The organism is Sphingobium quisquiliarum P25 (assembly GCF_000445065.1).
GTDB classification, from domain to species: Bacteria; Pseudomonadota; Alphaproteobacteria; order Sphingomonadales; family Sphingomonadaceae; genus Sphingobium; species Sphingobium quisquiliarum.
Map to the genome: position 1 here is coordinate 1 of NZ_ATHO01000131.1, position 25,590 is coordinate 25,590.

Consider the following 25,590-nt stretch of genomic DNA (forward strand, 5'->3'; position numbering starts at 1 on the left):
GCCGCCGCATAGCTCCCCGCCCGCGCCAGCGCGACGAAGGCGCGTATCTGCGCCGCCGTCACCCGGCTGCTGCCGATCAGCCGCAGCGCCGCCTCGACACGCGGGGCCAGCCTGCCTGCCGCCTCCGTGGGGGCCATTCCGCCCGGTTGCCGTTCGAACAGGGGCAGGCCCAACTGCGCCTCCAGCTTGGCGATGCCCTGCGTCACCGCAGGCTGCGTCAAGTTCACAGACCGCGCCGCCAGGCTGACGCTCCCCTGCTCCACCACCGCCGCCATGGCGGCCAGATGGCGGATATTGAACTGGTCGGGACTCATGATCGACGATTAGCAAAAACTAATAGGAAGCACATAGATCAAATTGGAGGAATTCGTTCCAAGGCTCCATTTCACTCGTGATTTCGCGAGAGAGGAAAAGGGATCATGTCCGCCATAGTCGTCCAGAATATCGAACGGGCAGAGCTTTCCGTCATCGACGGCCTCGCCAGATGCGGCGTCGCCACCGTCCATGAAGCGCAGGGCCGCACCGGCCTCCTCGCCCCCTATATGCGCCCCATCTACGCAGGCGCGCGCATCGCGGGCAGCGCCGTCACCATCTCCGCCCCTCCGGGCGACAACTGGATGGTCCATGTCGCGATCGAGCAGTTGAAGGAAGGCGACATCCTCCTCCTCGCGCCCACCAGCCCCTGCACCGACGGCTATTTCGGCGACCTGCTCGCCACCTCCGCGCAGGCGCGCGGCTGCCGCGGCCTCGTCATCGACGCGGGCGTGCGCGACATTCGTGACCTCACCGCCATGCACTTCCCGGTCTGGTCGAAGGCCGTCCATGCCCAGGGCACGGTCAAGAACACATTGGGCAGCGTCAACGTCCCGGTCGTCTGCGCCAACGCCCTCGTCAATCCGGGCGACGTCATCATCGCCGACGATGACGGCGTCTGCATCGTCCCGCGTGCCGATGCCGCCGCCGTGCTGGAAAAGGCGCAGGCGCGCGAAGCCGCCGAAGAAGCCAAGCGCGTCCGCCTTGCCGCTGGTGAACTCGGCCTCGACATCTACAATATGCGCCCCCGCCTGGAAGAGATGGGACTGAAATATATCTGAGTCCCAAAGCCGTTCGTTTCGAGCATAGTCGAGAAACGATAGAAACGCGCTAACCGCTTCTCGACTACGCTCGAAGCGAACGGAGGTTGAAGTGACCCCATCCACCCAAGCCCGCGTCATGTGGATGCGCGGCGGCACGTCGAAGGGCGGCTATTTCCTCGCTCAGGACCTCCCCGCCGATCCAGCCGCCCGCGACACCTTTCTCCTGCGCATCATGGGTTCCCCCGACCCGCGCCAGATCGACGGCATGGGCGGCGCCGATCCGCTGACCAGCAAGGTCGCGGTCCTGAAGAAATCCGACCGCGAAGGCGTCGATGTCGATTATCTCTTCCTCCAGGTCTTCGTGGATCAGGCCATCGTGACCGACGCCCAGAATTGCGGCAACATCCTCGCAGGCGTCGGCCCCTTCGCCATAGAACGCGGCCTCATCCCCGCCAGCGAAGGCGAGACCCGTGTTGCCATCTACATGGAAAATACCGGCCAGATCGCCATCGCCACGGTCCAGACGCCCGGTGGCACGGTCCGCTATGACGGCGACGCCAGGATAGACGGCGTGCCCGGCACCGCCGCGCCCATCCCGCTGGAATTTCGCGACACCGCCGGTTCCTCCTGCGGCGCGCTTCTCCCCTCCGGCAACGCCTTCGATGAAGTCGAGGGCGTGCGCGTCACCCTGATCGACAATGGCATGCCATGCGTCGTCATGAAGGCGGAAGATGTCGGCGTCACCGGCTATGAAGACCGTGAGACGCTGGACAATGACGGCGCGTTGAAGGCGCGCATCGAAAAGATCCGCCTCGCTGTCGGCGAACGCATGAACCTGGGCGACGTCAAGGACAAGTCGGTGCCCAAGATGATGCTCGTCGCCCCGCCGCGCAATGGCGGCGCTGTCACGGTGCGCAGCTTCATCCCCCACCGCGCCCATGCCTCAATTGGGGTGCTGGGCGCGGTGAGCGTCGCCACCGCCTGCCTGATCGAAGGGTCGCCTGCCGCCGAGGTCGCCGCCATCCCGGACGGCAACCGCAAGACGCTGCCGGTCGAACATCCGACCGGCGAAACCACCTGCGTCATGGAACTGGACGAAAGCGGCAATGTCACCAGCGCCGCCATGCTCCGCACCGCCCGCAAGCTCATGGATGGAGAAATTTTCGCATGACGGACCGCATCGTCAGCTGGCACGCCAATCCATCCGTTCCGCGCTTCACGCCGCCGCCGGGCGCGGTTGATGCGCATTGCCATGTATTCGGCCCGATGGCGCAATTCCCGTTCAGTCCGAAGGCCAAATATTTGCCGGAAGATGCTGGCCCGGACATGCTGTTCGCTCTGCGCGACCGGCTGGGCTTTTCCCGCAACGTCATCGTCCAGGCGAGTTGCCACGGCACCGATAACAGCGCGACACTGAACGCCATAGCCCGTTCGGAAGGAAAGGCACGCGGCGTCGCCGTGGTCGATCCCGCGATCAGCGATGCGGAGCTGGAAAAGCTGCATGAAGGCGGCATGCGCGGCGTCCGCTTCAATTTCCTCAAACGCCTTGTCGACGACGCGCCCAAGGACAAGTTTCTGGAAGTCGCCCGCCGCGTCCAGCCGCTGGGCTGGCATGTCGTCGTCTATTTCGAAGCGGACATATTGGAGGAAATGCGCCCCTTCCTAGACGCCATTCCGACCTTGATCGTCATCGATCATATGGGCCGCCCTGACGTATCCCAGGGGCCGGACGGTGCCGACATGCGCGCCTTCCGCTCATTACTCGACAGCCGGGACGACATCTGGACCAAGGTCACATGCCCCGATCGGCTAGACCCGAAAGGCCCGCCCTGGGATGATTTCGCCCGTTCCGTCGCGCCGCTGGTGGAAGATTATCCTGACCGCGTGCTATGGGGCACTGACTGGCCTCACCCAAATATGGAAAAGGCCATTCCCGACGATGGATTGCTGGTGGACATGATCCCCCGCATCGCGCCAACGGCCGAACTTCAGCGCAAGCTGCTGGTCGACAATCCCATGCGGCTTTACTGGCCGGAGGAACAAAGCTGACCAGCGCCGTCAAGGTACAGAGTTGATCCTGCACAGGACGCCTCGCCTGCTAACATGGCTATAGCCGAGACAGACGAGCAGGGCACCATTTACATCGAAGGTCAGGACAAGCTAAGAGCTTGCCTTCTCTTCCCTGCGGATGGATGCCCCACGATGCCCGATGAACTACAGCCCGACATTACGGCACTTACCGTTCAACTTTTGAGCGCCTATGTTTCCAAGAACAATGTTCCGAGCGAGAGCCTGGCCGATTTGATCAGGTCGACGCGCGCGGCGCTGTTGCAAAATCCGGCCGAAGAGGCGGGGGCTGCGGAGCCGGAATATGTCCCGGCCGTGTCGATCCGCAAGAGCTTGTCATCGCCTGACCATATATTGAGCTTGATCAATGGTCAGCCTTACAAGACATTGAAGCGGCATCTTGAGGCGAATGGATTGACGGCGGACGAATATCGCCAGCGCTACAAGCTGCCCAAATCCTACCCCCTGGTTGCGCCCAACTATTCCGAAGCGCGCCGTGGCGTTGCCCAGCGGCTTGGCCTTGGCCGCAAGACCCCTGCGGGCAATGCGGAAACTACGCCTGAGCAAAGCGCGCCGCCCGAACAGCCCAAAGCGGCAGCAAAGCCCGCTACGGCCGCGCCGGTGAAAGCGCCAGCCGCTTCCCCGAACAAGGACGTCAAGAGCAAGGCAGCGGAAAAGCCCGCCGCCGATGCCAAGGCTAAGGCGCGCAAGCGCCTCTCGATCGCAAGCCCGAAGGGGCAGGATAAGGCAGCGGCGGCGGCTGATGCACCCACTCCGCCCAAGGCAAAGGCGAAGCGCGGGGCAGCACCACGGAAAACGGCATCTGCTGAAACGAAGGGCGAGTGATAAAAAGACAGCGGTTCAGCCGAGTGGCTTAGCCACCCGCCTCAATGGTTTAGCGGCATATCCGGGGATTGACCGCAAAGCGCTTCCTACACTTGAGGCTGGTTCCGCGCGCAAGACAACGCAATGCCCTGCGCGCGGACGATATGAGCGCCTCAGAAGCGGGCGCTCACCGCTATGCCATAGGTGCGCGGTTCAAGACTGAGCCGCCGTCCACCAGTTCCTGCTCGCTCAAAAGACCATAAACCTTGGAGTTGGTGAGGTTCCGGCCCCACAAGCGCACCTTGTAATGATCGCCGGGGAAAGAATAACCGATTTCGGCGGACACAAGTTCATATCCCGGCTGGAAGATACGGTTGTCTGCCTCCGGGAACCAGCGTGCGCTGCGATAGTAATTCCCGCTCAGTGAAAGCGTCCCGCCGCCAAGATCGGTTTCATAAGTTGCGCCAAGATTGAAGGTATAATCTGGAGCATTGATGGTGTGACGGCCTGACGCATCGAAGGAGCTGATGGAGTTGCCTCCTGTCAATTGCCCGGTTACCGGGTCCCTGTTGGGCGTGATCAGAACCGCATCGGGGAAAGATGTGTAGCGCGAATGCATCAAGGAAAGTGAGCCTCGCAGCGTCAATCCTTGAAACGGAATTGCCGTCAATTCAGCCTCAGCGCCGTAGATCTTGGCTGATGCCGCGTTGAGGATCTGGAGCGTGCCGGACAGCGTACGCGTCAACTGGATATTGCTGTAGTCATAATAAAACCCAGCAATATTCAGCCGCAAATGGCGGTCGAGCGCATCGACCTTCAACCCTCCCTCGAAGGCATCGATCTTTTCGGGTTCGAGTGGAGGGGCTGTAAGGGCATTCAAGTTGAACGTCCCGCTCTTGAAGCCACGATTGTAGGACGCATAGACCATCAGGTCAGGCGTGAAGTGATGGTCGAGAGACAGGCGCCAGCTGGGCTGGCTGTCCGTCACCTTTTGAGGCTCCGCGACGGTTCGCGGAAGCGCAACGTCTGCGAAAGTCAGGATAGTCTGGTTATATCCGCTCAACCGGCGGCGATCACGCGTGTAGCGAATGCCACCCGTAAGATTCGTGTCCTCACCCAGCGGAACCGTCGCTTGTGCATAGGCTGCCAGCGATGTGGTCACCTGACGAGCATTGGTGATCTGATCAATAGGACCGGGCTGGTGCGAGAGGAACGGGTAAACCGTCGCGTTGGGATTGGTTCTGGCATCGTTACGGAAGTAATAAAGGCCGAAAATCCATTTGATCGGGCTGCTCTCGTCCGACAGAAGTTGCAGTTCCTGGGAGAACTGCTTTTCGCGTGGTTGCAAGGCAATCACCAGGCCAGGCGTTGGACTGGCGTCCTGGTCAAAACTTTGAAAACCCTTCGTGTTGCGATATGCAGAGATGCTGAGCAGGCGAATGTCGCCGAGCCCCTGTTCTACCTTCAGGCTACCACCCCAGGCTTCGACACGCGAATCGGAGAAGTAATCGCTCGCGGTATCCCAAAATCCGCCGTTAAACCGGTATCCCGTCGCAGTCACCGCGCCCTCGATCGCCCGGACGGCGACGGCCTTGCTTGAATGCGTCTTGGAATAATCTGCCGAAAGCGTGATCCGCGTGTCGGAACCAGGCTCATACAGCCATTTGGTGCGCAACGATAGATCAAGCGGTGTTCTGTTGACGTCTTCACCCGTGGGAATGTTCTTCCCCCAGCCCTGCCCCTGGTGAGAATAATAGCCCGCGAAGTCCACCGCCAGATTTGGTGCAATCCCTCCGGTCGCGTATAGCTTTGTTTCCAGTGTCTCGAAGTTATCGTAGCCGACGCTGGCCTCCACCGAAGGCGTCTGGCTGGGATCGCGCGTTATCACCTGTACAAGGCCGCCCGTCGCATTGCGGCCAAACAATGTTCCCTGTGGCCCCTTCAGGACTTCGATACGTTCTATATTGTTGAGTGCGAACACGGAGCCTGCTTGAGACGCGATATAGACGCCATCGACATAAGTGGCGATGCTCGATTCCTGCCCCGCACCAACTGATTGTGCGCCGACGCCGCGAAGGAATGGCGTGGCATTTCCCACCGAGATCGTGACTTTAAGACCGGGCGTGATCACGGCGAGATCCTGCGTGCCACGGACGCCGAGCGCCTGCACGGCCTCCGCAGTCACGGCAGTTACCGACACCGGAACACGCTGCAAATTTTCACTGCGCCGTTGCGCCGTGACTACAATATCCTCAATCTGGCCTGAGGAAGCGGAACTGCCGTTTGCACCTGATACTCCGGCAACAGGCGCATTCTGGTCATTACCAGAGGCGTGCTCCTGTCCCCATACAGGCGTGGATATTGTCAATGCAATGATCGACACGCCCAACATCTTCGTTGTTCGCATGGCTATTACTCCTCCCCCATAACCGCCAATACTCGCGGCTGATTGATTTCGCCAATTCTGGTTGTCTTATGAACGGACAATAAATTCAGAGCGGGCAGCAATGCCCAACTTCTCCGCCGGACATAGATCCCGGCGTAGAATTTACGTTTTTTCTTTACTGCCAACCCAAACGACCTCCAGGGACTTCGCCCTGGGAGTTTTCTTTTCCATTCAGTTACGCTCGATAAGGAACCGAGCAGCCAGATCAAATACAAGCTGGTTATGAATGGCATCAGCCGGACCGATAGTATGGCTAATCGGGAAGACCATGGGAGAGCGCATGCTAAGCATCAGCGTTCCGGCCCAGACCATGAAGGCCTGAGCCGGAAAAAATTCTCCAACGGTGTCGGGGGAGCGTGTATCCCGCGGCTATTCAGCCGCCACCTGCTCATCACCTGCCGGAACTTCGCTCGGATGCGATTCCAACTGCTTTTCCGCCACCAGATAAGGACGCGGCTTTGTCTCGCCCCGATCATGAACGAAGCCGGGCGCGAAACCTACGCTCCAGTCGTGCCCTTCATACCAGAATTGCGGGATGTCGTGCATCCACTGGGCAAAGCCGAACATCGCGTCGAAATCGCGCGGGACCCAATTGTCGTCGCATGCATCGACATCTGCGCCATATTCGGCGTCGCCTCCGGCCGGACAGGGAATATAGTTGAACAGGCCCGATGAAATCCGGTGACGGCCAAGCCCCCATTCCGATTTCGCCCAGCCCCGGCGCTGCATATAGAGGGTGCCAGCCATGATCTCGTCCAGATCGGTGACCGCGAAGTTCGTATGGCAGAAAGATGTCTTGCCCTGCACCGACGCGAAGGGAAGGTTTGAGCTATAGAAGAAGATGTTATGGTGATCGCTTGCGCCATCAGCGCGAAGATAGGAACCGAAGCCACGCTGCGTATCCGTCAGGCGGAAATCCAGGCGATCGCGCATGAACTGGGCACAGCCATCGGTATCTGCGACGAAGAAAACGACATGACCGAGCCGCTTCGGATAGGCACGCTCGATCCATTTGCGATGGACATTGAGCCGGTTGATGTTCCCCGGCGAATTGACCGGATCGACAGACGTTTGCGGCATGCGGAAGGTGGGCCAGAGGCGCAGCGCCATGGGAATGCCGCCATCAGCGATGAAATGCGCCGTCCCGTCAGGATCGCGGCGCACTTCCCGGTCGGCCGCGACGCGTGCCGCCAGGCGGTCGAGATCGGCCTGGCAATCAACACCCCACACAGTCTCATGAACGCCGATGCCGACGATTTCCGAACCCTCTATCGGGTGGGTCGAAAGCCGTTGTAATATGACATTGGATGTATCGGGCAGGCGATAACGCACCATGTCGCTGGTTCGATCATAGATTTTGAGGCCGTAATCCTCAAAGAAATCGACGCACCGTTCCAGATCGTCGACACAATAAACGAGCGATTCTATCCCGAGGATTGTCACGTCATACTCTCCACACAATTCTTGCCAGCAGGGCGGCTGGGTTCATTTGCTGGAATAATAGCGCGTTGCAGCGCCATCAAATCGTATGTCTTTATCCCCGCCATCCGCTGGGTTTATGGCAGGATCGGCAAGGTTCCGGTCCGCCGCAGCTTTGCGATTATTGGAACAGGTGTCGTTCGGCCGATACGCGCTCACGTATCCAGCTTGCCGCCGTATGGACCGCCAGCGACGTTTCCCCCTGGGAAGGCTCGACAAGCCAGTAGCTTCGCTCAAGCATGATCTCGTGCGGCAGGATAGGCGCCAGTTGCGGACGGCTGCGGGCAATGAAGGCGGGCAGGACGCACAACCCATGCCCGGCACAAGCGAATTCCATCTGCGCATAGAGGCTGGAGCTTTGCAGCGCTGGCCTCAAACCCGGCAGGATTTCGCTCAAATAGTCGAGGCCGCGGGTGAAGACCAGATCATCAATATAGCCGGAAAAGGGGTGGCGGACCAGATCATCGCGCTTGTGGATTTCGGGAGAGCTGGCGAGATACTCCTGCGATCCATAGACGAACAGCCGGTAATTCACCAATTCTTTGCGGTCGGATTTGGGCAGATTGGGCGGATTGAGCGTGATAATAAGATCGGCCTCCCGGCGCGACAAGGCGACGATCTGCTGAATGGTCAGCAGTTCGATGCGAAGCCGGGGGTAGGCGCGCGTGAAAGCAGGCAGTCGGCTCGCCAGAAAGAAATTGCCGAAGCCTTCGAGTGAACTGACGCGGATGTGACCGCTGATCTCGCCCGCCGAACCGATCTCCGCCTCGATATGGGTGGCTTCATGATCGATCTTCGCCGCCGCCTCCAGCAGCTTGATGCCCGTCCGGGTCAACCCATAGCCGCGAAGCGTCCGTTCGAACAATTTGGTCGAAAGCCCCCGCTCCAGCGCATCAATCCGGCGGATCACCGTCGCATGGTCCACGGCCAGCCTGCGCGCGGCGGCTGAGACGGTGCCGGTCCGCGCCACGGCCAGAAAATAGCGCAGGTCGCCCCAATCGAATGCCAACGCCATCCCTCCCGCAAAACCGCACAGATACTGCGCAACCATATCTGTATCGTTGCACGAAGCGCTAGGCTAGGCCGTGAAAAAGGCGGAGGACCCTGATGACCTACCAAGCTGCGCTGCCGCGCGTGATGAAGATTGGCGCAGGCGCGTCCAAGGAATTAGGCGCGGTGCTCAAGATGCTGGGCCTGTCGCGCCCGTTTCTGGTGACCGATCGTTTCCTGCTGGAAAGCGGCCGTGTCGAACAGTTGCTGCATGGCCTTAGCGCCGATGCGATCGAAGCGCGCGTCTTTTCGGATACGGTGCCTGAGCCGACCGTGGCGTCGATCGAAAATGCGCTCGCCGACCTGCTTCGCGGAAACCATGATTGCGTGATCGGCTTCGGTGGCGGCAGCCCGATGGACAGCGCCAAGGCGATCGCGGTGCTGGCGGCCTTCGGTGGGGAATGCCGCGATTACAAAGTGCCGCACATCCAGGACATATCAGGCCTGCCGGTGATCGCCATTCCGACGACGGCCGGTACGGGGTCGGAGGCGACGCGCTTCACCATCGTCACTGACGAGAAGAATGATGAAAAGATGCTCTGCACGGGCCTCGCCTATCTGCCGGTAGCGGCGCTGATCGACTACGAGCTTACGCTGACTATGCCGCCCCGACTGACCGCCGATACCGGCATCGACGCGCTGACCCATGCGATCGAAGCCTATGTGTCGCGGCGTGCGAACCCCTTTTCCGACAGCTTCGCCCTGTTCGCCATGCGCGCCATCGCGCCGAACCTCTATCGCGTATGGGCCGACCCGCAGGACCGGGCCGCACGCGAGGCGATGATGTTCGGATCGACACAGGCGGGCATTGCCTTCTCCAACGCCAGCGTCGCGCTCGTCCATGGCATGAGTCGGCCCATCGGCGCGCATTTCCATGTGCCCCATGGCCTATCCAACGCCATGCTGCTGCCCGCGGTAACGGCATGGTCAGCGCCGGGCGCCCTCCCCCGCTATGCCGAATGCGCCCGCGCCATGGGCGTCGCGGATGAGAGCGAAGGCGATCAGGGTGCAGTCGGCAAGCTGATTGACGAACTCGTCCGGCTCAATACAGAACTCAAGGTGCCCAGCCCCTCGGCCTACGGCATCGATGGCGAGCGCTGGCACGCGCTTCTGCCTACGATGGCCGAACAGGCGCTGGCTTCGGGCTCACCGTCCAACAATCCCGTCATTCCCACCCCCAGCGAGATCGAGGCGATCTATCGCCAGGTCTGGGCGGCGGCTTAAGGAGACATCATGTGACTTCGATTCAGCATTTTATCGGGGGCGCTTTCACCTCCGGCAGTGGCAGCGAGACGCTGCCGGTCTTCAATCCCGCCACGGGCGAACAGAGCGGCACCCTCAGCATCGCCGACGCGGCGACCGTTGACCAAGCGGTCGCCAGCGCGCTTGCCGCTTTCCCGGCTTGGGCGGCAACACCTCCGCATATCCGCGCGCGCGCGCTGTTCCGCTTCCGCGATCTGGTCGAACAGAATATGGACCGGCTGGCGGGCATTATCACGGCTGAACATGGCAAAGTGCTGTCCGACGCGAAGGGCGAACTCACGCGCGGGCTGGAAGTCGTCGAATTCGCCTGCGGCATCCCGCAGATGCTGAAGGGCGACTATAGCGAAAAGGTCGGCAGAGGCGTCGACGCCGTGTCGCTGCGCCAGCCGCTTGGCGTCGTCGCGGGGATCACCCCGTTCAACTTCCCCGCCATGGTGCCGATGTGGATGTTTCCCGTGGCGATCGCCTGCGGCAACAGCTTTGTGCTCAAGCCTTCCGAGCGCGATCCCAGCCTGGCAGGAGAGATTGGCCTGCTGCTCCAGAAAGCGGGGCTTCCCGATGGCGTCTTCAATGTGGTGCATGGCGGCAAGGCGGCGGTGGATGCGCTGCTGGACGATCCCCGTGTAGACGCGATCAGCTTCGTCGGCTCCACCCCGATCGCTGAATATGTGCATCATCGCGGCACTGCGGCGGGTAAGCGTGTGCAGGCGCTGGGCGGCGCGAAAAACCATATGATCGTCATGCCGGACGCCGATCTCGACCAGGCGGCCGACGCGCTGATGGGCGCTGCTTTCGGCTCCGCTGGCGAACGCTGCATGGCGATTTCCGTCGCGGTGCCGGTAGGGCAGGAAACGGCCGACGCGCTGATCGAGCGGCTGACGCCTCGTGTGCGCAGCCTGGCCATAGGGCCAGGGACCGATCCCGCCGCCGAGATGGGCCCGCTCATCACCGCCGCCCATCGTGACAAGGTGTCGGGCTATATCGATGCTGGGGTTGCAGAAGGCGCGAAGCTGGTGGTCGATGGCCGTGGCCTGTCGCTCCAGGGTTATGAGCAGGGCTTCTTCCTGGGCGGCACGCTGTTCGACAATGTCCGCCCCGATATGCGCATCTATCGGGAGGAGATTTTCGGCCCCGTCCTTTCGGTCGTGCGCGCCGGTAGTTTCGAGGAAGCGCTGACGCTGGTGAACGATCATGAATTCGGCAACGGCACGGCAATCTTCACCCGCGACGGCGATGCGGCGCAAAGCTTCCTCAGCCGGGTGCAGGCGGGCATGGTCGGCGTCAACGTTCCCATCCCCGTCCCCATGGCCTTCCATTCGTTTGGCGGCTGGAAGCGATCGCTGTTCGGCGACCATCATATCCACGGCCCGGAAGGCGTACGCTTCTACACACGGCTCAAGACAGCCACGCTGCGCTGGCCGACGGGCATTCGTGCCGGGGCGGACTTCATCATGCCGACGCTGAGCTGACCATGAGCGGCGACGTCATCATAGAGGTGCAGGGCGGCGTCGGGCGGCTCCGGCTGAATCGGTCCAAGGCGCTGCATGCCCTCAATCTGTCGATGTGCCGTGCTATGCTTGATGCGCTCGCAGCGTGGATCAATGATCCGGCGGTCGGGCTGGTGATGATCGACCATGCCGAAGGACGCGGATTCTGCGCGGGCGGCGACATTCGCATGCTGGCCGAGAGCGGGGCTGCGGACGGCAAGGAAGCCGCCGCCTTCTTCCATACAGAATATCAGCTCAACCACCTGCTGTTCACCTATCCCAAGCCGGTAATCGCCTTCATGGACGGCATCACCATGGGCGGAGGCGTGGGGATATCCCTGCCCTGCCGATACCGCGTCGCGACGGAAAGGACGCGCCTTGCGATGCCGGAAAGCGGCATCGGCCTCTTTCCCGATGTCGGCGGCGGCTGGTATCTTTCGCGGTTGCCGGGCCGCATCGGCGCATGGCTCGCGCTTACCGGCGCGAGCCTGAACGGCGCGGACTGCGTGGCGTTGAAGGTCGCTACACACTATATCCTCTCCGGCAAGGTCGAGGAGGCGAAGGCGGCGCTGTTGTCCTCCGGCAGGGAGCCGCAGGACAGTCTCGCGGCATGGACGGTCGAAGCCGCGCCGCCTGCAATCCAGGCGCAGCAAGCCGATATCAATCGCCTTTTCGCCAGCGATCGTTATGAGGATATTCTTGCGGCGTTGCGCAGCGATGGCGGCGAATGGGCCACCGCGCAACTGGCCGCCCTTGCAAAAAAATCCAATCTCACCTGCAAGATCGCGCTGCGCCAGTTGATCGAAGCTGCCCGCCACAGTGATTTCGCCGACGAGATGCGCATGGAATATCGCATCGCCACACGCATTTGCCGCAGCGCCGATTTCATTGAAGGGGTGCGCGCCCTGCTGATCGACAAGGATCTTGATCCGAAATGGACCCCCGCGGAACCGGAGGGCGTGACCGGGTCCATGGTCGAGGAATATTTCGCTCCAATGCCGCCGGGCGAGGAGTGGCAGCCTTTAAGGATAAAGCGCTGAATTGCCCATCCACTGGACTGATATCGGGTATCACCAGCCTATATTTTACGCGCGTGCAAGCGCGCGATATTTCTTAGGCGAAAGAACGGTACGCCGTCTGACATGCTTGCGAAAAGGCATGCAACGGCCGGTCGCAACAGGCAGAGGAACTCAGAAAGGTATTCCATGCAAAATCCATCGATGCTGATGCCGGAGCCAGTGCGCGAGAGCCTTAGCGGGGACGAAATGCGGAATTGGCCGAAGAATAATTGGTGGGTCGTCGCCCATGCGAGCGAGCTTGGCGCAAAGCCGATCGCGCGGTGGGCGCTGGGAAATGCCGATCGTGATCTTCCGCAAGGAAGATGGGTCCATTGCCGCCCTGATCGATCGCTGCCCGCATCGCTGGGCTCCGCTTTCGATGGGTGAGGTCGAGGGCGACAGGATCGTCTGCGGCTATCACGGCATGGCATTTGACGAGACCGGCCGATGCATCAACGTGCCATCGCAGCGCCATACCCCTTCCGCCATTCAGGTCGGCGCATTCGCGGCGATCGAACGCTATGGCTTCATCTGGCTATGGGGCGGCGAGCGGGCGGATGCCGACCCGTCGCTGATCCCTGAAGAACTGGCGTTCCTGGATAATCCAAGCTGGCATAGCGTGTGGGGATACAAGTCCGTCAAGGGCAACTACATGCAGATCAAGGAGAATGTTCTGGACCTGACGCACTTCGCCTATCTGCATGCCAAGTCGCTGAAAGTTGCCGACTGGACGGATGCGCCGGAGGTCGAGGTCACCGATCGCTTCATCAAATATAAGCAGGAATTCAAGATGTCGCCGCTGGCGGCAGTCTATGCCGATCCCGCTGGCAAGGAAGTCGGCAAGCCCATCAATCGCACCTCATGGGGCTGCTACTATTCCCCGTCCGTCAATATAGGCGCGGTCGACATGCATGATCCCAACCCGGAGCCGAACGGGCTGGAACGGTTCGCCCTGCGGGTGATCCACCTGACCACGCCAGTATCGCCGCTCGCCACCCATTATTTCTGGGTTTGGGCGCGCGACCATGGCGAGCCCTATGACGTCGACGCCTATCGCGCCTATGTCAGTTCCGTCTTTGACGAAGACGTCACCATGATCGAAGCGACGGCGGCTCTGTGCCAGCGCGCGCCGGATCAGGAAAAGGCGCGCGAATATAGCGTGGCAGCGGACCGCGCGGCAGTCGAGGCGCGGCGCCGCGTCGCTGATCTCGTGCAGCGGGAAAGGGTTGCGGCGGCCTGATCAGGCCGCCTCCATTTGGTACCGCAAATTATTGAGATGTAAAGGCGCTGACGAGGAATGACGACGATTGAAGTGACCACCCGAGAGGGTCAGAAGGTCGATGTGAAGGCGAGTGAAGGCTTGAGCCTGATGGAGATCATCCGTGACGGCGGCGTAGATGAATTGCTGGCCCTGTGCGGCGGATGCTGTTCATGCGCCACATGCCATATCATCGTGGACGAGGAATTTGCGCGGCATCTTCCACCGATCAGCGCCGATGAGGATGACCTTCTCGACAGTTCGGCCCATCGCAATTCGCGGTCCAGATTGTCTTGCCAGATTCCCTTCACGCAAGCGCTTGAAGGCATCCGGGTGACACTCGCGCCCGAAGATTAGCTGAGCGCGTTAGTCTGACATACCATCCCCGGCATCTCGATGATGCCGGGGATGGTCACGTAAGCTGCCGCAACTTTATCCTTATGGTCTTAGTGAGGGAAGACGACGGTCGTCTGCTCGTTCACGAACACCCGGTCCTCCAGGAAGGCGTGAACCGCGCGTGACAGAACGCGGCGTTCAATGTCGCGGCCCTTCCTGACCAGATCGTCGGGCGAATCCCGGTGGCTGACGCGATCGACATCCTGTTCGATGATCGGTCCTTCATCCAGATCAGCCGTCACGAAATGGGCCGTCGCGCCGATCAGCTTGACGCCGCGGGCGTGGGCCTGGTGATAGGGTTTCGCGCCCTTGAAGCCGGGGAGGAAGCTGTGATGAATGTTGATGCAGCGCCCTGCGAGGAAAGCGGCCAGGTCGTCGGACAAGATTTGCATATAGCGCGCCAGCACGATGAGATCCGGCTGGGTTTCGTTGACCAGGGCCTTGATCCGGCTCTCCTGCTGCGCCTTCGTATCCTTGGTGATGGGGAAATGATGGAAGGGGATGTCGCCCACCAGCGACACCTTGAGCGCCTCAAGTGGATGGTTGGACACGATGCCGACAATGTCCATGTTCAATTCGCCAAGCCGGTGCCGGTAAAGAAGGTCGCCAAGGCAATGGTCGAATTTGGAAACGAGGATCAGAACCTTCTTGGGCGTCGCATGAGGGCGCATGGTCCAATCGAGCCCATGTTCACCCGCCGTCGTGACAAAGGCCTTCTCCAGAGACGGCAGGCTGGAATCGTCCGCCAAGGTGAATTCGACGCGCATGAAGAAGCGGCCGGTGAAGACATCCTCGAACTGCTGCGCCTCGCGGATGTTCGCGCCATTGCGCACCAGCGTTCCGGCGACGGCCGCGACTATGCCCGGATGATCGGCACAACTGAGCTTCAAAATATAGGTATCGGACACGAGCATTCCCCCCGGCTCGAAAATGACAGGAGTGAGATTAGTAGCAATCAGCGCAGCGCGTGCATATCCACGCGACGATTATCCTGCTTGTAAGGCGCGGACGCGACCTTCGCCCTGATCTGCTTCTGCGGTTCGCCTGGCGCACCCCAGATTACTGTGACATCGGTGCCGATTTCCGCATGGGCGACATCGATGACGCATAGCGACAGCATTTCGCGAAAGAAGAAGCTGTACCCGCGCGAGGTCGCGACCCCGACATCCTGTCCACCCGCCACGACGCGGTCGGCCCACATGAAGCCGCGCTGGTCGCGCGGCATCTCCATGAAATGATAGGGCGCGCCAGAGCGGAACAGCGACGCATGGACGTCCAGCACGTCGTCAGCGTTCCAGACAAGCGTGCGGATCACGCGCCGGGGCGCTGCCACTTCGGCCTCCAGCGCGGCGCGGCCAAGGAAATCATGGTCGAAATTGATCACCTTGGCCCATCCCAGTTCGACCGGGCTGCGATACCAGTCGCTGATATCATCCGACTGGAAGCTGCCCGCGACATTGAAGGTGGAGGCGAATGCCGGCAGCCCGGCGCGGAAGGCTTCCAGATAGCCGCGAAGGTCCTCATCGAAAATCGCAGGCATATAGTCGGGACGATAGTAGGATAGCAGGCTTCCAGATGATTGATGAAGGCGGCCCGGCCGCCCAGTTTGCGGATGCCGAACTCCTGTCCCGCTTCCACCACAGCGTCATAGACGGCCTTCGCGTCTTCCGCAGGGCCTTGCAGCTCCCAGCCCGGCTCGCCCGACATGCCCTGACGCAGCGCGACCACGGGCCGCCCGGCGATAATCGTTTCGCCATTACGCATGAACTTGATGTCGCGGATCTGCGGTCCGACCAGCTTTTCCATCACGGCGGCCGCGAGCGGTCCTGCCACCTGGAAATTATAGCCTTCCTCCGCAATGCTCTCGACATCATAGCTGCCTTGGGCGAGCTGATAATCGATCCAGAAAGTGCCGCGCCCGAATAGCCGGACTTCCTGCTCGCCCAAGCGGGTCAGGATGCCCTCCGCTATGACCTTGCCCGCTTTCGTGACGTGTATGGCGTGTCTGGATTGGCCTACCGCGAAATTCGCGAAACTGTTGACGGTGAAGTCGGAAAAAAGCTTGAAGACGTCAGGACCGAGATAACGCCGCTGCCACAGGAAAGACCAGTCGCCAATATAGCATGTCTGCTTCCAGGACATGCTTTCATCCAGCCAGTCGGTATATTCCGGCAATCCCCAGCGGGTGGTGAAATAGCCCTCCGGCGTGCGACGCAGCGCTGCTATATCCATTCGGCAGATCCTATCCTTGTTGCGCTGTCGACGCAGCGCCAATCCCTATCGCTCGCCAGCCTCATCTTGAAAAGCGACTAAGATGAGATATGCCTTATTCGATATATGGATATCAGACGCCTTGACCTTAATCTGCTGCTTCTGCTGGACCGTCTTTATGACAGCCGCAGCCTGACCGCTGCGGCTTATGCGCTGGGGATCAGGCAGCCGCTCGCCAGCAGCCGCCTTGCCGAACTGCGGCGCTATTTCGGCGACGAGCTGTTCGTGCGAACCGGGCGGGGGATGCGGCCGACGCCCTTTACAGAACGCATCATCACGCCCCTGCGCGAAGCTATGGCGATTATAGAGGGCAAGGTGATCCGCAAGCCGGGTTATGATGCGGCGAATAGCGACCGGGAATTTACGCTGACCACGTCCGATATCGGCGCGCTCGTCTTCCTGCCGCCGCTTCTGGATGCGCTCGCCCAGGTTGCGCCCCGGATCACGCTGCGGTGCCTGTCCCTTCCGCAAAATCAGGTACATGCAGCGCTGGAGCGGGGGATGATCGACCTTGCGATCGGTTATTTCCCGGATGTGCGCGGACCCAATATCGGATGCGCACCCCTGTTCGAACATCCCTTCAGCTGCATCGTGCGCGATAGCAATCAGATCGTCGGCACGTCCCTCGACCTCGACGCTTTCCTTGCAGCGGAGCATCTGGTGGTCGATCAGGAAGGCAGCAGCCAGGCGATCGTCGAGCGTCGTGTCGCTGATCTTGGGCTGGCGCGCCGCGTCCGCCTGCATGTCCCCAATTTCCTGAGCGTTCCGCACCTCATTTCCCGCACGGACATGATCAGCGTGGTGCCTTCGTCGCTGGGCGTCGCCTATGCCCGCATCTACCCCTTGCGCGTGCTTCCGCCGCCCTTCCCCATTCCCGCGATCCCGCTGGGCTTCTTCTGGCATCGCCGCACCGAGGGCGATCCCGAAGTCGGATGGCTGCGCGAATTCGTGCGATCGGAACTCACCGGCCGCGATCCCACCGCGATCATGACCGAAGCATAACCGCACGAGCGCGGTTCCTGAGATAATCCCCGGTTATATCAAACATTATCACTTTAAATTTTCTAGCCCCGTCCTGCTCCGATAAAACCCGGAAGAACAGCGAGCCACTGGCAGTAACGGACGGAGATGGAGCATGTGGGGACGAGCGAGGATTCCCGGCATTGCTCTGGAATGTGTGAAGCTGTGCCAGGCTGGGCATGGCTATGCCGGGCATAGGCGCCAGCTTGGCGCGATCGGCTGACCCATGCATTTCGAAGGCTTCGACCTTAATCTTCTTGTGTCGCTTGATGCGTTGCTGACCGAACGAAATGTGACGCGGGCATCGGAGAAATTGCGCGTTTCGCAGCCTGCCATGAGCGCGGCGCTCCAGAAGCTCCGCGTCCAACTGTCCGACCCGCTGCTGGAACGCATCGGCCGCCAGATGGAATTGACGCCCCGCGGGAAAGCCATCGCCGGGCCAGTCAAGGACCTGCTTTTCGGGATACGCGGCATATTCAATACCGAGGCGAGCTTCGACCCGGAAACCGCCCGTCATTCCTTCCGCATCGTGATGTCGGGTTATTGCGCCGAGGTGTTCGGTGTGCCGCTGATCCACGCAATCGGGCGGCTCGCTCCCCATGTGACATGCGAGATGCACGACTTGTCGATCGACATGATCGCGCGCCTTCGCGAAGGTCAGTTCGACATGGGCGTCGCCCTGCCGCACAGCGTCCTCTTCGACCCGGACTATGCGAACGACGGTCTTTGTACGCAACGCCTCTTCATCGATCATTTCGTGCTGGTCGGTTCGAGGAGCAATCCGGCGCTTGCGAAGGAACTCACTTATGACGAGTTTTGCGAGCAGCCTTATGTCGATGTCCGCATCGGTGGAACGGTCATCAGCCTGGTCGAACAGGCGCTGAGGCGGCAATCGAAACGGCCGCCCACCCGCGCATGGGCGCCTTCCTTCCTGCATGCGATGGCGATGGCGAGCCAGACCGAACTGCTGACGATGGTGCCAGCGCGGATGCTGGCGCTGCATGCGGATGCCCTGGAATTGAAGGCGGTGCCAGCGCCGCTGCCGGTCGATCCGCTTGAAGAAACCGCAATCTGGCACCCCCGGACCGATCTTGATCCCGCCCATTTGTGGTTGCGCGAAGTCGTCCAGAAGGTGGCCGCAAAAATGAATGGATCTGGACCTCACGAATTTCATGGAGTTGCAATTTGAGGAAAGTGATCATCACCTGCGCCGTGACAGGGGCCATCCACACGCCGTCCATGTCGCCGCATTTGCCTGTCACGCCGTCCGAGATCGCAGAGGCGGCGATCGGGGCGGCGCAGGCGGGCGCTGCCATCGTGCACCTTCATGCCCGGCAGCCAGAGGATGGGCGTCCCAGCCAGGACCCGGCGCTGTTCCGGCGCTTCCTTCCCGCGATCGCCGAACAGAGCGATGTCGTCATCAACATCACGACCGGCGGATCGCCCGTTCAGACGCTGGAAGAAAGGCTGGAGCCCGCGCGCGTGTTCCAGCCGGAACTGGCATCCCTCAACATGGGGTCGATGAACTTCGGCCTGTTCGAGATGCTGAACAGGTTCAAGGAATTCCAGCATGATTGGGAAGAACCGTATCTGCGCAATTCCGACGATCTGGTCTTCCGCAACAGCTTCCGGGACATCGAGCATATTCTGCGGTCCTGCGGCGATGCGGGGACGCGGTTCGAGCTGGAATGCTATGACACCAGTCACCTCTATACCGCCGCCTATTTCCTGGATCGCGGCCTGCTGCCCAAGCCGCTTTTCATCCAGTCGGTCTTTGGTCTGCGGGGCGGAGCGGGGCCGCATTATGAAGATGTCATCATGATGCGGCGGACGGCCGACCGGCTGTTCGGCCATGACTATCAATGGTCCGTGCTGGGCGCTGGCCGCAACCAGATGCCGATCGCCACCCTGTCCGCGGCGATCGGCGGCAATGTGCGCGTGGGGATCGAGGATTCGCTTTGGGACGGCCCCGGACGGTTGGCCCGGTCAAACGCCGACCAGGTGACCCGCATCCGGCAGGTCATCGAAGCGCTCTCGCTTGAAATCGCAACACCCGCCGAGGCCCGAGAGCTTCTCCAGCTCAAGGGCGCCGCCAATACGAGGATATCCGCATGACCGTCATCCGCACCTCCCCCGGACCCAATCCCCTCAAGGGCTGGCAGGTCGATCCCGCCACCATCCGATATGTGGGGGAGGGATTGCAGCGCCCCGAATGCATCCTGGCGCGCCCCGACGGCACATTGTTCACAGCCGACGCGCGCGGCGGCGTGGTGGCGATCGCCAGGGACGGGTCGCAACGGCTGATTGCCCAGCAGGCGGACCATCATTTCGATCTCGCCGCCGATGCCGCGTCCAGCCTGTTGACCGGCACCCTGCCCAACGGGCTGGCCTTCGATGCCGAGGGCAATTTCCTCATCGCCAATTTCGGCACGGACCGGCTGGAGATGATGACCCCTGGCGGCGCGACGCAAGTCCTGCTTTCCGAACTTGACGGCGCGCCGATGGGCAAGGTCAATTTCGTGCTGCGAGACAGCCGGAACAGGCTGTGGGTGACCATCTCCACCCGGATCAACCCGTGGAGCGATGCAATTTGCAGCGCATTGCATGACGGCTATCTGCTGCTGATCGACGAGCGCGGCGCGCGGATCGTGGCCGATGGCTTTTCTTTCACGAACGAGGTCAGGCTGGATGCGGCGGAAGAGTGGATCTATGTCGCTGAAACCACGGCCAAGCGCATCACGCGGCTGCGCATCCGTGAGGATGGATCGCTCACCGACCGGGAGATTTTCGGCCCCGGCAATCTTGGCAAGGGTCTGATCGACGGCATCAGCTTCGATGCCTATGGCAATTTGTGGGGCACGATGTTCCTGGCGGACCGGCTGATTGCCCTGACGCCCGATGGCGAACTGCTCGAATTGCTGGACGACGGCAATGATGCCGCTACGGCAGAATTTGAAGCGGCCTTCGCTACTGGCAAGAGCGTCTCCTTCGACATTCTGTCGCGCTGCGGCGGAACGATCGCGCCCTGGCTTGCAAGCGTGACCTTTGGGGGGCCCGACCTCAAGACCGCTTATCTCGGCAGCCTCAAGGGGAGCCGCCTCCCCTATTTCACTTCCCCAGTTGCGGGATTGCCCATGGTTCACTGGCGCTGATCAAGGCTGAGAGGATGCCACCATGATTGCCGATCTGGATATCGATCTATATTCGCCTGAGTTGATCGCCGATCCGTATCCGGTCTTTAAGGCGATCCGCGATGCGGGGCCCGTCTGCCGCCTACCGGGCGGGGTCTTCGCCATGGGCCGCCACGCCGATCTCAAACAAGCGTTGAGCGACTGGTCCCTGTTCAGTTCGCAGTCCGGCGTGGCTTTGAACGAGACGATGAATGACGCGCTGAGCGGGACGGTCCTTGCCAGCGACCCGCCGCTGCACACCGGATTGCGGCAGGTCGTCGGCCGCCCCCTAGCGCCAGGGCGGCTGGCGGCCTTGCGGCAAAAGATCACCGAAACCGCGGAAGCGCTGGTGGACGATCTGGCGTCACGCGGCGAGTTCTGCGCCGCCACGGACCTTGCCCAGCATCTGCCGCTTACGATCGTGTCGGAACTGGTCGGCATGCCGGACGATGGACGGCGGCGGATGCTCGATTGGGCGGCGGCCGTCTTCAACAGCATGGCGATGGAAGGCAGCAGCTATGCGGCGGAAGCGCTTCCCATCGTCGGCGAAATGGTCGCCTATATCGCGGACGCCGCTTTGCCGGAACGATTGGTGCCGGGCGGCTGGGCGGCGGAACTCCATGAAGCAGTGAAGGCCGGCGAGATCACCAAGGATACGTTCGAAAGCCTGCTGCAAGCCTATCTTGCGCCATCGCTCGACACCACAATCTTCGCAACATCCAATCTGATGTGGCTGCTGGCGAAGCATCCTGAACAGTGGCAACGCCTCCGTGACCGGCCCGCCCTGATTCCGCGCGCGATCAACGAAGCCTTGCGGCTGGAAAGCCCGGTGACCGGCTTTTCACGCCTGCTCACCCGCGACGCAAATATCGACGGTGTGGATATTCCAAAGGGCAGCCGCATATTGATGCTGTTCGCGGCGGGCAATCGTGACGAGCGGCGCTATCCGGATCCCGATCGCTTCGACATCGAGCGCGACAGCACGGACCACCTTTCCTTCGGACACGCGATCCACCGCTGCGTGGGCGCCAACCTTGCGCTGCTGGAGATGACGGCGCTGCTGACTGCCCTGACGCGGCGGGTCAGGAGCATCGAAATATTGGAGGAAAAGCGCACCGACCATGCGGTGCTGCGCGGCTTTTCCTCGCTGAAAGTGCGGGTCGATTGTTGATCGCGAGGGGCGCGCGCCCGCCCTATTTGAACAATTGGTAGCGCGTCACCATCGCAGCCACCGCATCCGTACCGAACACTTCAATCGCAGCCTCCGACAGTTGGGCAGAGAAATCCTGTGGCAGCCCCCCACTGGGCACAACCACTTCATCGATCGCGTCCCAGGCCGCCGGTTCTTCGCCCTGTTCGATGGCGTTATGGCAATATGAAACCGAGGGATAGCGGGAGAGCAGCCTTTCCAGCCGGGTACGCCACTCCGCCAATGCGGTGGCCGGGGGCGTGCGCTCCGCACGTCTGAACAGGATGACCTTCGTGTCTCCACTCTTGGCGGGCGGTCCCCATTCGGTTGCATCGGCAAAGAGGATGCGGGTGCCTTCGCGGTCACCGAAATTATCCTCGTCCGGCTGCACATGATTGCGATAGGCATCATTGTCCAGCGTTGCGAAAGCAACCTGCTTTGACGCGATCCGCACCAGCGAGAGCGCGTCGCAATCCAGCAGTGGCGCGCCGCTGACACTGTCGGACGCGCCATCGATGGCATAGGCATGCGCATATCCGTCAAACCGGCCGCCGACCTCTTCATGCGCCATGGCGAGCGGGCCGTGAACGTTCAACAGATGATGCTGAATATCAGCCCGTGACAAGCCGATCTTGGTTTTGGGGACGATAACGACTTTGTTCATAACGCACGCTTTCTTATCGTTTGAAATAGTCACTTATAACGTTTCGCTCAGCCGCCTTCTTGTTCGACCTTCTTGCCGATCAGCGACATAGGGTGGGGTTCGGGATATTCATTGAGCAGGAAGGAAATGCCGTAGGTCTGGCTGGCATCGTAGAAGGCTTCGCGGGCGGGCCCGATCGAATTGATCATCAGCGGCTCTATCCCGCGCTTGCGGAAATGCGCGACCGCCTCATCAAGGTTGGACACCTTGATGACGAAGGTGCGCAGGCAAGGGCCATGGTCCGCCAGATGCTTCATTTCCGCCGCGCCGACTGGATGGCCGTCGGAAAGTGGCTGGCCCAGCTCAAAACCATGGCGGCCCGCCAGCGTCACGGCGATCTGCTGTTCTTCCGACCTGATGACATCGTCGAACTTCCAGCCGAGCAGATCGCTGAAGAAGTCCCTGGCTTTGTCAATGTCATCGACCAGCGCGATGACCCGATCGACCCGTTCAAAAAGCATCCTGTTTCTCCCAGCAAAATTACTCTGCGCCCGTCCGGGCTTCGAACTCCGGCATTCAGGCAGTCACATGGTCACGGATGCGCGCGACGACCGCGCTGGAACCAGCGATGCCCTTCTGGATACGATCGCAATATTCCTGATGCATCTCCCGCGCGTCATCCGGATGTGTGAAGATGTCCTCCACACCCGCGGCGGCCGCCGCCAGAATGATCTGCGCGGATTGATCGGGAGAGATGGTCTTTTCGGACTCCGCGAGGCCTTCGGGGATGTCCGGCGTGACGCCTCCCGCAGGGCGCAGGGCGAGGAAGTTAGCGCCGATGTTGGTGCGGGTCAGCCCCGGATAGATGGTGGAAACCCTGATCGGCCTGTCCCCAATCTCATCCCGCATGCCCTGGGACAAGGCCGCAACCCCGAATTTCGCCGCCGCATAGAGGGCGATATGCCAGCCGGGCGAGGCCACCAGGGCAGCCAGCGACGCCGTGCAGAGGATATAGGCAGGCTTTCCGTGCGCCAGCATGGACGGCATGAGCGAGCGGACGGTTTCATAGACGCTGATGGTGTTGACATCGAGGGACCAGCGCACCTCTTCGGGCGTCACCTTCGTGAACGGAATTCCAGCAAGCCCGACGCCAGCATTGGCGCACAGATAATGAACCTCGCCATGAGCGTCCAAAACCTCCCCGGCGATCGCCGCGAGCCGGTCATTGTCCGTGACGTCGCCCACATGGATCGTGACCTTGGGGGAGCCGGCTTCCTCCGCCGCCGCCTTCACTTCTTCCAGCGAAGAAGGCGAGATGTCGACCAGCGCCAGCGCCGCCCCTCCCCGCGCGAAAGCCATGGCGAGTCCCCGGCCGATCCCGCTGCCACTGCCTGTGATATAGGCAACCTTGCCTGCATAATCCGGCATATGAAGACTCCCAAATGGTTGACGATCCGGCCAAGCCGGAATGAGATCGTTCAGATCGGCTGCCCGGCGCCATCTGCATCGCATCGGCGGCCGGGTCAGCCTTTCCGCCCCCTTATCGAAACGCTTGCCTGTCGAGCGTAAGTTCAGGAAGCGGCGTGGAAATTCATCGGCAGATGATCGAAGGTCTGGAAGGCCGATATCATCACCTCCGGCTTGCCCGCGAGTTCGATACGTTCGATCTTTTCCGCCATGGCGCGGATCAACGCCACCGCCTCCTCGCGCGCCAGCATCTGGCCCGCGCAATTGTGGATGCCGGTGCCAAAGGAGAGATGCTTGCCAAACTTGCGGGTGATGTCGAACCGGTCCGGCTCGTCCCAGACCGTGGGGTCGCGGTTCGCCATTGTGGCGAAGATCAGAACCGGATCGCCCTTGTGGATATGGGCGCCCGCCAGTTCGGTATCGCGCACCGCGACGCGGCCCAGCCAGCGGCCGGGGCTGAGCCAGCGGTGGCCCTCCTCGAAAGCGCTGAGGGCGAGATCTGGATTGTTGCGCAGCACGGTCCATTGGTCCGGGAACTGCGAGAAGCCGTAGAACATATTGGTGAGCACGCCGATGGTGGTGTCGGTGCCCGCCGTGAGCAGCGCCAGCACCAATGTCGCCGCGCGGTCATGCGTCATGTCGCCGCGATCGGCCGCTTCGAACACACGCGCGCCGATGCTGCCGGGAGCCAGGGCTTCGGGATTGCACTGCCCCTGGACCCAGACCGCTGCCTCCCTGGCTTCTTCGAAGAACTGGATCATGAAGTCGGTGGTCGGACCAAAAGCATTGATCGCGGCGGCGCCGAACAGCGACAGATTCTCCCGTCCATCGGGGCGCAGCCCCATCGCGTCCCCGAACACCTTGAAGATATAGGGCCTCACCAGACCCTCGACGATATCGATGCCCTTCGCGTCGGCGACGCGATCGACGGCTGCGCGGGCCGCCGCTTCGAAATTGCTTTTCAAGGTGCGTATGACGGCGGGGGCGAGAATCCAGTTCAGAGCGCGCCGCGTGTCGGTGTGCGACGGCGGGTCCTCGCTGACCGCGATCTGCGGAATGGGAATGTCGGGGTTTTCAAAAGGCCGCTGCGCGGAGGAGAAGGTCTCCCAATCCTGAAGGATCGCCTTGACCAGATCATAGCGAGCGGTGGCCCACATCTTATGATGATCGAGCCAGACCATCGGCCCGGCAGCCTGAATTTCCTTGTCGACGGCGGTGGCGTTCAGGATGGCTTCGCGGTTCAGGGGGTCGCTGGTGATATAGGGTATTTCCGCTGGGTCGGGTGCGGCGATTGCCTTTCGAGCATATTCAGTCGTGACCATCTTCAACTCCTCAGTTCTGCAATTTTCGTCGTTCGAAAGGCTCGCCGCCCGGTGAAGGCGCTGATGGTCCCTGCCCTCCGTTCAGGCGGACCATCGGCGCCTT

Annotated in this window: 25 protein-coding genes; 14 read left to right on the top strand and 11 right to left on the bottom strand. The window is 61.3% G+C overall.

Going from position 1 to position 25,590, the window contains the following annotated elements; genetic code table 11:
* Positions 1 to 314, bottom strand: a 314-nt coding sequence (locus L288_RS0121890; RefSeq protein WP_031304617.1) for a LysR family transcriptional regulator, incomplete at its 3' end; no start/stop codon positions are given.
* 105 nt (positions 315 to 419) lie between these two features.
* Between L288_RS0121890 and ligK the strand changes: the two genes are divergently transcribed.
* The 4 genes from ligK (at position 420) to L288_RS35920 (ending at position 3,989) form a co-directional block, all read left to right on the top strand.
* Positions 420 to 1,094, top strand: coding sequence for a 4-carboxy-4-hydroxy-2-oxoadipate aldolase/oxaloacetate decarboxylase (ligK, locus tag L288_RS35905; protein ID WP_021239003.1), 675 nt, complete (start codon positions 420 to 422; stop codon positions 1,092 to 1,094).
* 118 nt (positions 1,095 to 1,212) lie between these two features.
* Positions 1,213 to 2,247, top strand: a complete 1,035-nt coding sequence (locus tag L288_RS35910; RefSeq protein WP_021239004.1) for a 4-oxalomesaconate tautomerase — start codon at positions 1,213 to 1,215, stop codon at positions 2,245 to 2,247.
* Positions 2,244 to 3,125 (top strand): amidohydrolase family protein, encoded by an 882-nt coding sequence (locus tag L288_RS35915; protein WP_021239005.1) that lies wholly within the window; start codon positions 2,244 to 2,246, stop codon positions 3,123 to 3,125. Before L288_RS35910 ends, L288_RS35915 begins: the two co-directional genes overlap by 4 nt.
* Positions 3,126 to 3,278: 153 nt before the next feature.
* Complete coding sequence (locus tag L288_RS35920) at positions 3,279 to 3,989, top strand: MucR family transcriptional regulator (protein ID WP_031304618.1); 711 nt, start codon at positions 3,279 to 3,281, stop codon at positions 3,987 to 3,989.
* A 172-nt stretch (positions 3,990 to 4,161) separates the two neighbouring features.
* Here L288_RS35920 and L288_RS0121895 read toward each other — a convergent pair whose 3' ends face one another.
* From L288_RS0121895 to L288_RS35930, 3 genes are all read right to left on the bottom strand, one after another.
* Positions 4,162 to 6,375 carry a TonB-dependent receptor gene (locus L288_RS0121895; RefSeq protein ID WP_084465894.1) on the bottom strand — a complete coding sequence of 738 codons (2,214 nt, stop codon included), beginning with the start codon at positions 6,373 to 6,375 and terminating at the stop codon, positions 4,162 to 4,164.
* A gap of 408 nt (positions 6,376 to 6,783) precedes the next feature.
* The gene (locus tag L288_RS35925; protein ID WP_021239007.1) at positions 6,784 to 7,857 is read right to left on the bottom strand and encodes a VOC family protein; all 1,074 of its coding nucleotides are present in this window, start codon (positions 7,855 to 7,857) and stop codon (positions 6,784 to 6,786) included.
* A gap of 157 nt (positions 7,858 to 8,014) precedes the next feature.
* Positions 8,015 to 8,908 carry a LysR family transcriptional regulator gene (locus tag L288_RS35930; RefSeq protein ID WP_021239008.1) on the bottom strand — a complete coding sequence of 298 codons (894 nt, stop codon included), beginning with the start codon at positions 8,906 to 8,908 and terminating at the stop codon, positions 8,015 to 8,017.
* A gap of 92 nt (positions 8,909 to 9,000) precedes the next feature.
* On the opposite strand from L288_RS35930, the gene L288_RS35935 reads away from it, so the two are divergent.
* From L288_RS35935 to L288_RS35955, 5 genes are all read left to right on the top strand, one after another.
* Positions 9,001 to 10,167 (top strand): iron-containing alcohol dehydrogenase, encoded by a 1,167-nt coding sequence (locus L288_RS35935; protein WP_021239009.1) that lies wholly within the window; start codon positions 9,001 to 9,003, stop codon positions 10,165 to 10,167.
* Positions 10,168 to 10,178: 11 nt separating this feature from the next.
* Positions 10,179 to 11,675 carry a CoA-acylating methylmalonate-semialdehyde dehydrogenase gene (locus L288_RS35940; protein ID WP_021239010.1) on the top strand — a complete coding sequence of 499 codons (1,497 nt, stop codon included), beginning with the start codon at positions 10,179 to 10,181 and terminating at the stop codon, positions 11,673 to 11,675.
* A 2-nt stretch (positions 11,676 to 11,677) separates the two neighbouring features.
* Positions 11,678 to 12,733 carry an enoyl-CoA hydratase/isomerase family protein gene (locus tag L288_RS35945; RefSeq protein ID WP_021239011.1) on the top strand — a complete coding sequence of 352 codons (1,056 nt, stop codon included), beginning with the start codon at positions 11,678 to 11,680 and terminating at the stop codon, positions 12,731 to 12,733.
* Between the two features lie 313 nt (positions 12,734 to 13,046).
* A complete protein-coding gene (locus L288_RS35950; protein WP_021239012.1) occupies positions 13,047 to 13,991 on the top strand; it encodes a Rieske 2Fe-2S domain-containing protein in 945 nt (314 codons plus the stop codon).
* A 57-nt stretch (positions 13,992 to 14,048) separates the two neighbouring features.
* Positions 14,049 to 14,366 (top strand): 2Fe-2S iron-sulfur cluster-binding protein, encoded by a 318-nt coding sequence (locus L288_RS35955; RefSeq protein ID WP_021239013.1) that lies wholly within the window; start codon positions 14,049 to 14,051, stop codon positions 14,364 to 14,366.
* Positions 14,367 to 14,455: 89 nt separating this feature from the next.
* Here L288_RS35955 and purU read toward each other — a convergent pair whose 3' ends face one another.
* Genes purU through L288_RS35965 form a run of 3 tightly spaced genes read right to left on the bottom strand, consistent with a single transcriptional unit; the run spans position 14,456 to position 16,637 of the window.
* A complete protein-coding gene (purU, locus tag L288_RS35960; RefSeq protein ID WP_031304622.1) occupies positions 14,456 to 15,313 on the bottom strand; it encodes a formyltetrahydrofolate deformylase in 858 nt (285 codons plus the stop codon).
* Between the two features lie 47 nt (positions 15,314 to 15,360).
* A complete protein-coding gene (locus L288_RS43740) occupies positions 15,361 to 15,789 on the bottom strand; it encodes a glycine cleavage T C-terminal barrel domain-containing protein (protein ID WP_201766647.1) in 429 nt (142 codons plus the stop codon).
* The gene (locus L288_RS35965; RefSeq protein ID WP_201766648.1) at positions 15,786 to 16,637 is read right to left on the bottom strand and encodes an aminomethyltransferase family protein; all 852 of its coding nucleotides are present in this window, start codon (positions 16,635 to 16,637) and stop codon (positions 15,786 to 15,788) included. Before L288_RS35965 ends, L288_RS43740 begins: the two co-directional genes overlap by 4 nt.
* A gap of 105 nt (positions 16,638 to 16,742) precedes the next feature.
* On the opposite strand from L288_RS35965, the gene L288_RS35970 reads away from it, so the two are divergent.
* The 5 genes from L288_RS35970 to L288_RS35990 all read left to right on the top strand — a co-directional run bounded on the left by L288_RS35970 (position 16,743) and on the right by L288_RS35990 (position 22,037).
* Entirely contained in the window at positions 16,743 to 17,678 is a 936-nt protein-coding gene (locus L288_RS35970; protein WP_021239015.1) for a LysR family transcriptional regulator, read from the top strand.
* Positions 17,679 to 17,922: 244 nt separating this feature from the next.
* Entirely contained in the window at positions 17,923 to 18,885 is a 963-nt protein-coding gene (locus tag L288_RS35975) for a LysR family transcriptional regulator (protein WP_021239016.1), read from the top strand.
* A complete protein-coding gene (locus tag L288_RS35980) occupies positions 18,882 to 19,811 on the top strand; it encodes a BKACE family enzyme (RefSeq protein ID WP_031304624.1) in 930 nt (309 codons plus the stop codon). Before L288_RS35975 ends, L288_RS35980 begins: the two co-directional genes overlap by 4 nt.
* Positions 19,808 to 20,848 (top strand): SMP-30/gluconolactonase/LRE family protein, encoded by a 1,041-nt coding sequence (locus tag L288_RS35985; protein WP_021239018.1) that lies wholly within the window; start codon positions 19,808 to 19,810, stop codon positions 20,846 to 20,848. The genes L288_RS35980 and L288_RS35985 overlap by 4 nt, the downstream gene beginning before the upstream one ends.
* A 22-nt stretch (positions 20,849 to 20,870) precedes the next feature.
* Positions 20,871 to 22,037, top strand: a complete 1,167-nt coding sequence (locus tag L288_RS35990; protein ID WP_021239019.1) for a cytochrome P450 — start codon at positions 20,871 to 20,873, stop codon at positions 22,035 to 22,037.
* A gap of 22 nt (positions 22,038 to 22,059) precedes the next feature.
* On the opposite strand, the gene L288_RS35995 is transcribed toward L288_RS35990, so the two are convergent.
* From L288_RS35995 to L288_RS36010, 4 genes are all read right to left on the bottom strand, one after another.
* Entirely contained in the window at positions 22,060 to 22,719 is a 660-nt protein-coding gene (locus tag L288_RS35995) for an EthD domain-containing protein (RefSeq protein ID WP_021239020.1), read from the bottom strand.
* A gap of 47 nt (positions 22,720 to 22,766) precedes the next feature.
* The gene (locus L288_RS36000; RefSeq protein WP_021239021.1) at positions 22,767 to 23,219 is read right to left on the bottom strand and encodes a VOC family protein; all 453 of its coding nucleotides are present in this window, start codon (positions 23,217 to 23,219) and stop codon (positions 22,767 to 22,769) included.
* A 55-nt stretch (positions 23,220 to 23,274) separates the two neighbouring features.
* A complete protein-coding gene (locus L288_RS36005) occupies positions 23,275 to 24,126 on the bottom strand; it encodes an SDR family NAD(P)-dependent oxidoreductase (RefSeq protein ID WP_021239022.1) in 852 nt (283 codons plus the stop codon).
* Positions 24,127 to 24,269: 143 nt separating this feature from the next.
* Positions 24,270 to 25,487, bottom strand: coding sequence for a cytochrome P450 (locus L288_RS36010; protein ID WP_021239023.1), 1,218 nt, complete (start codon positions 25,485 to 25,487; stop codon positions 24,270 to 24,272).
* Between the last annotated feature and the right edge of the window lie 103 nt (positions 25,488 to 25,590).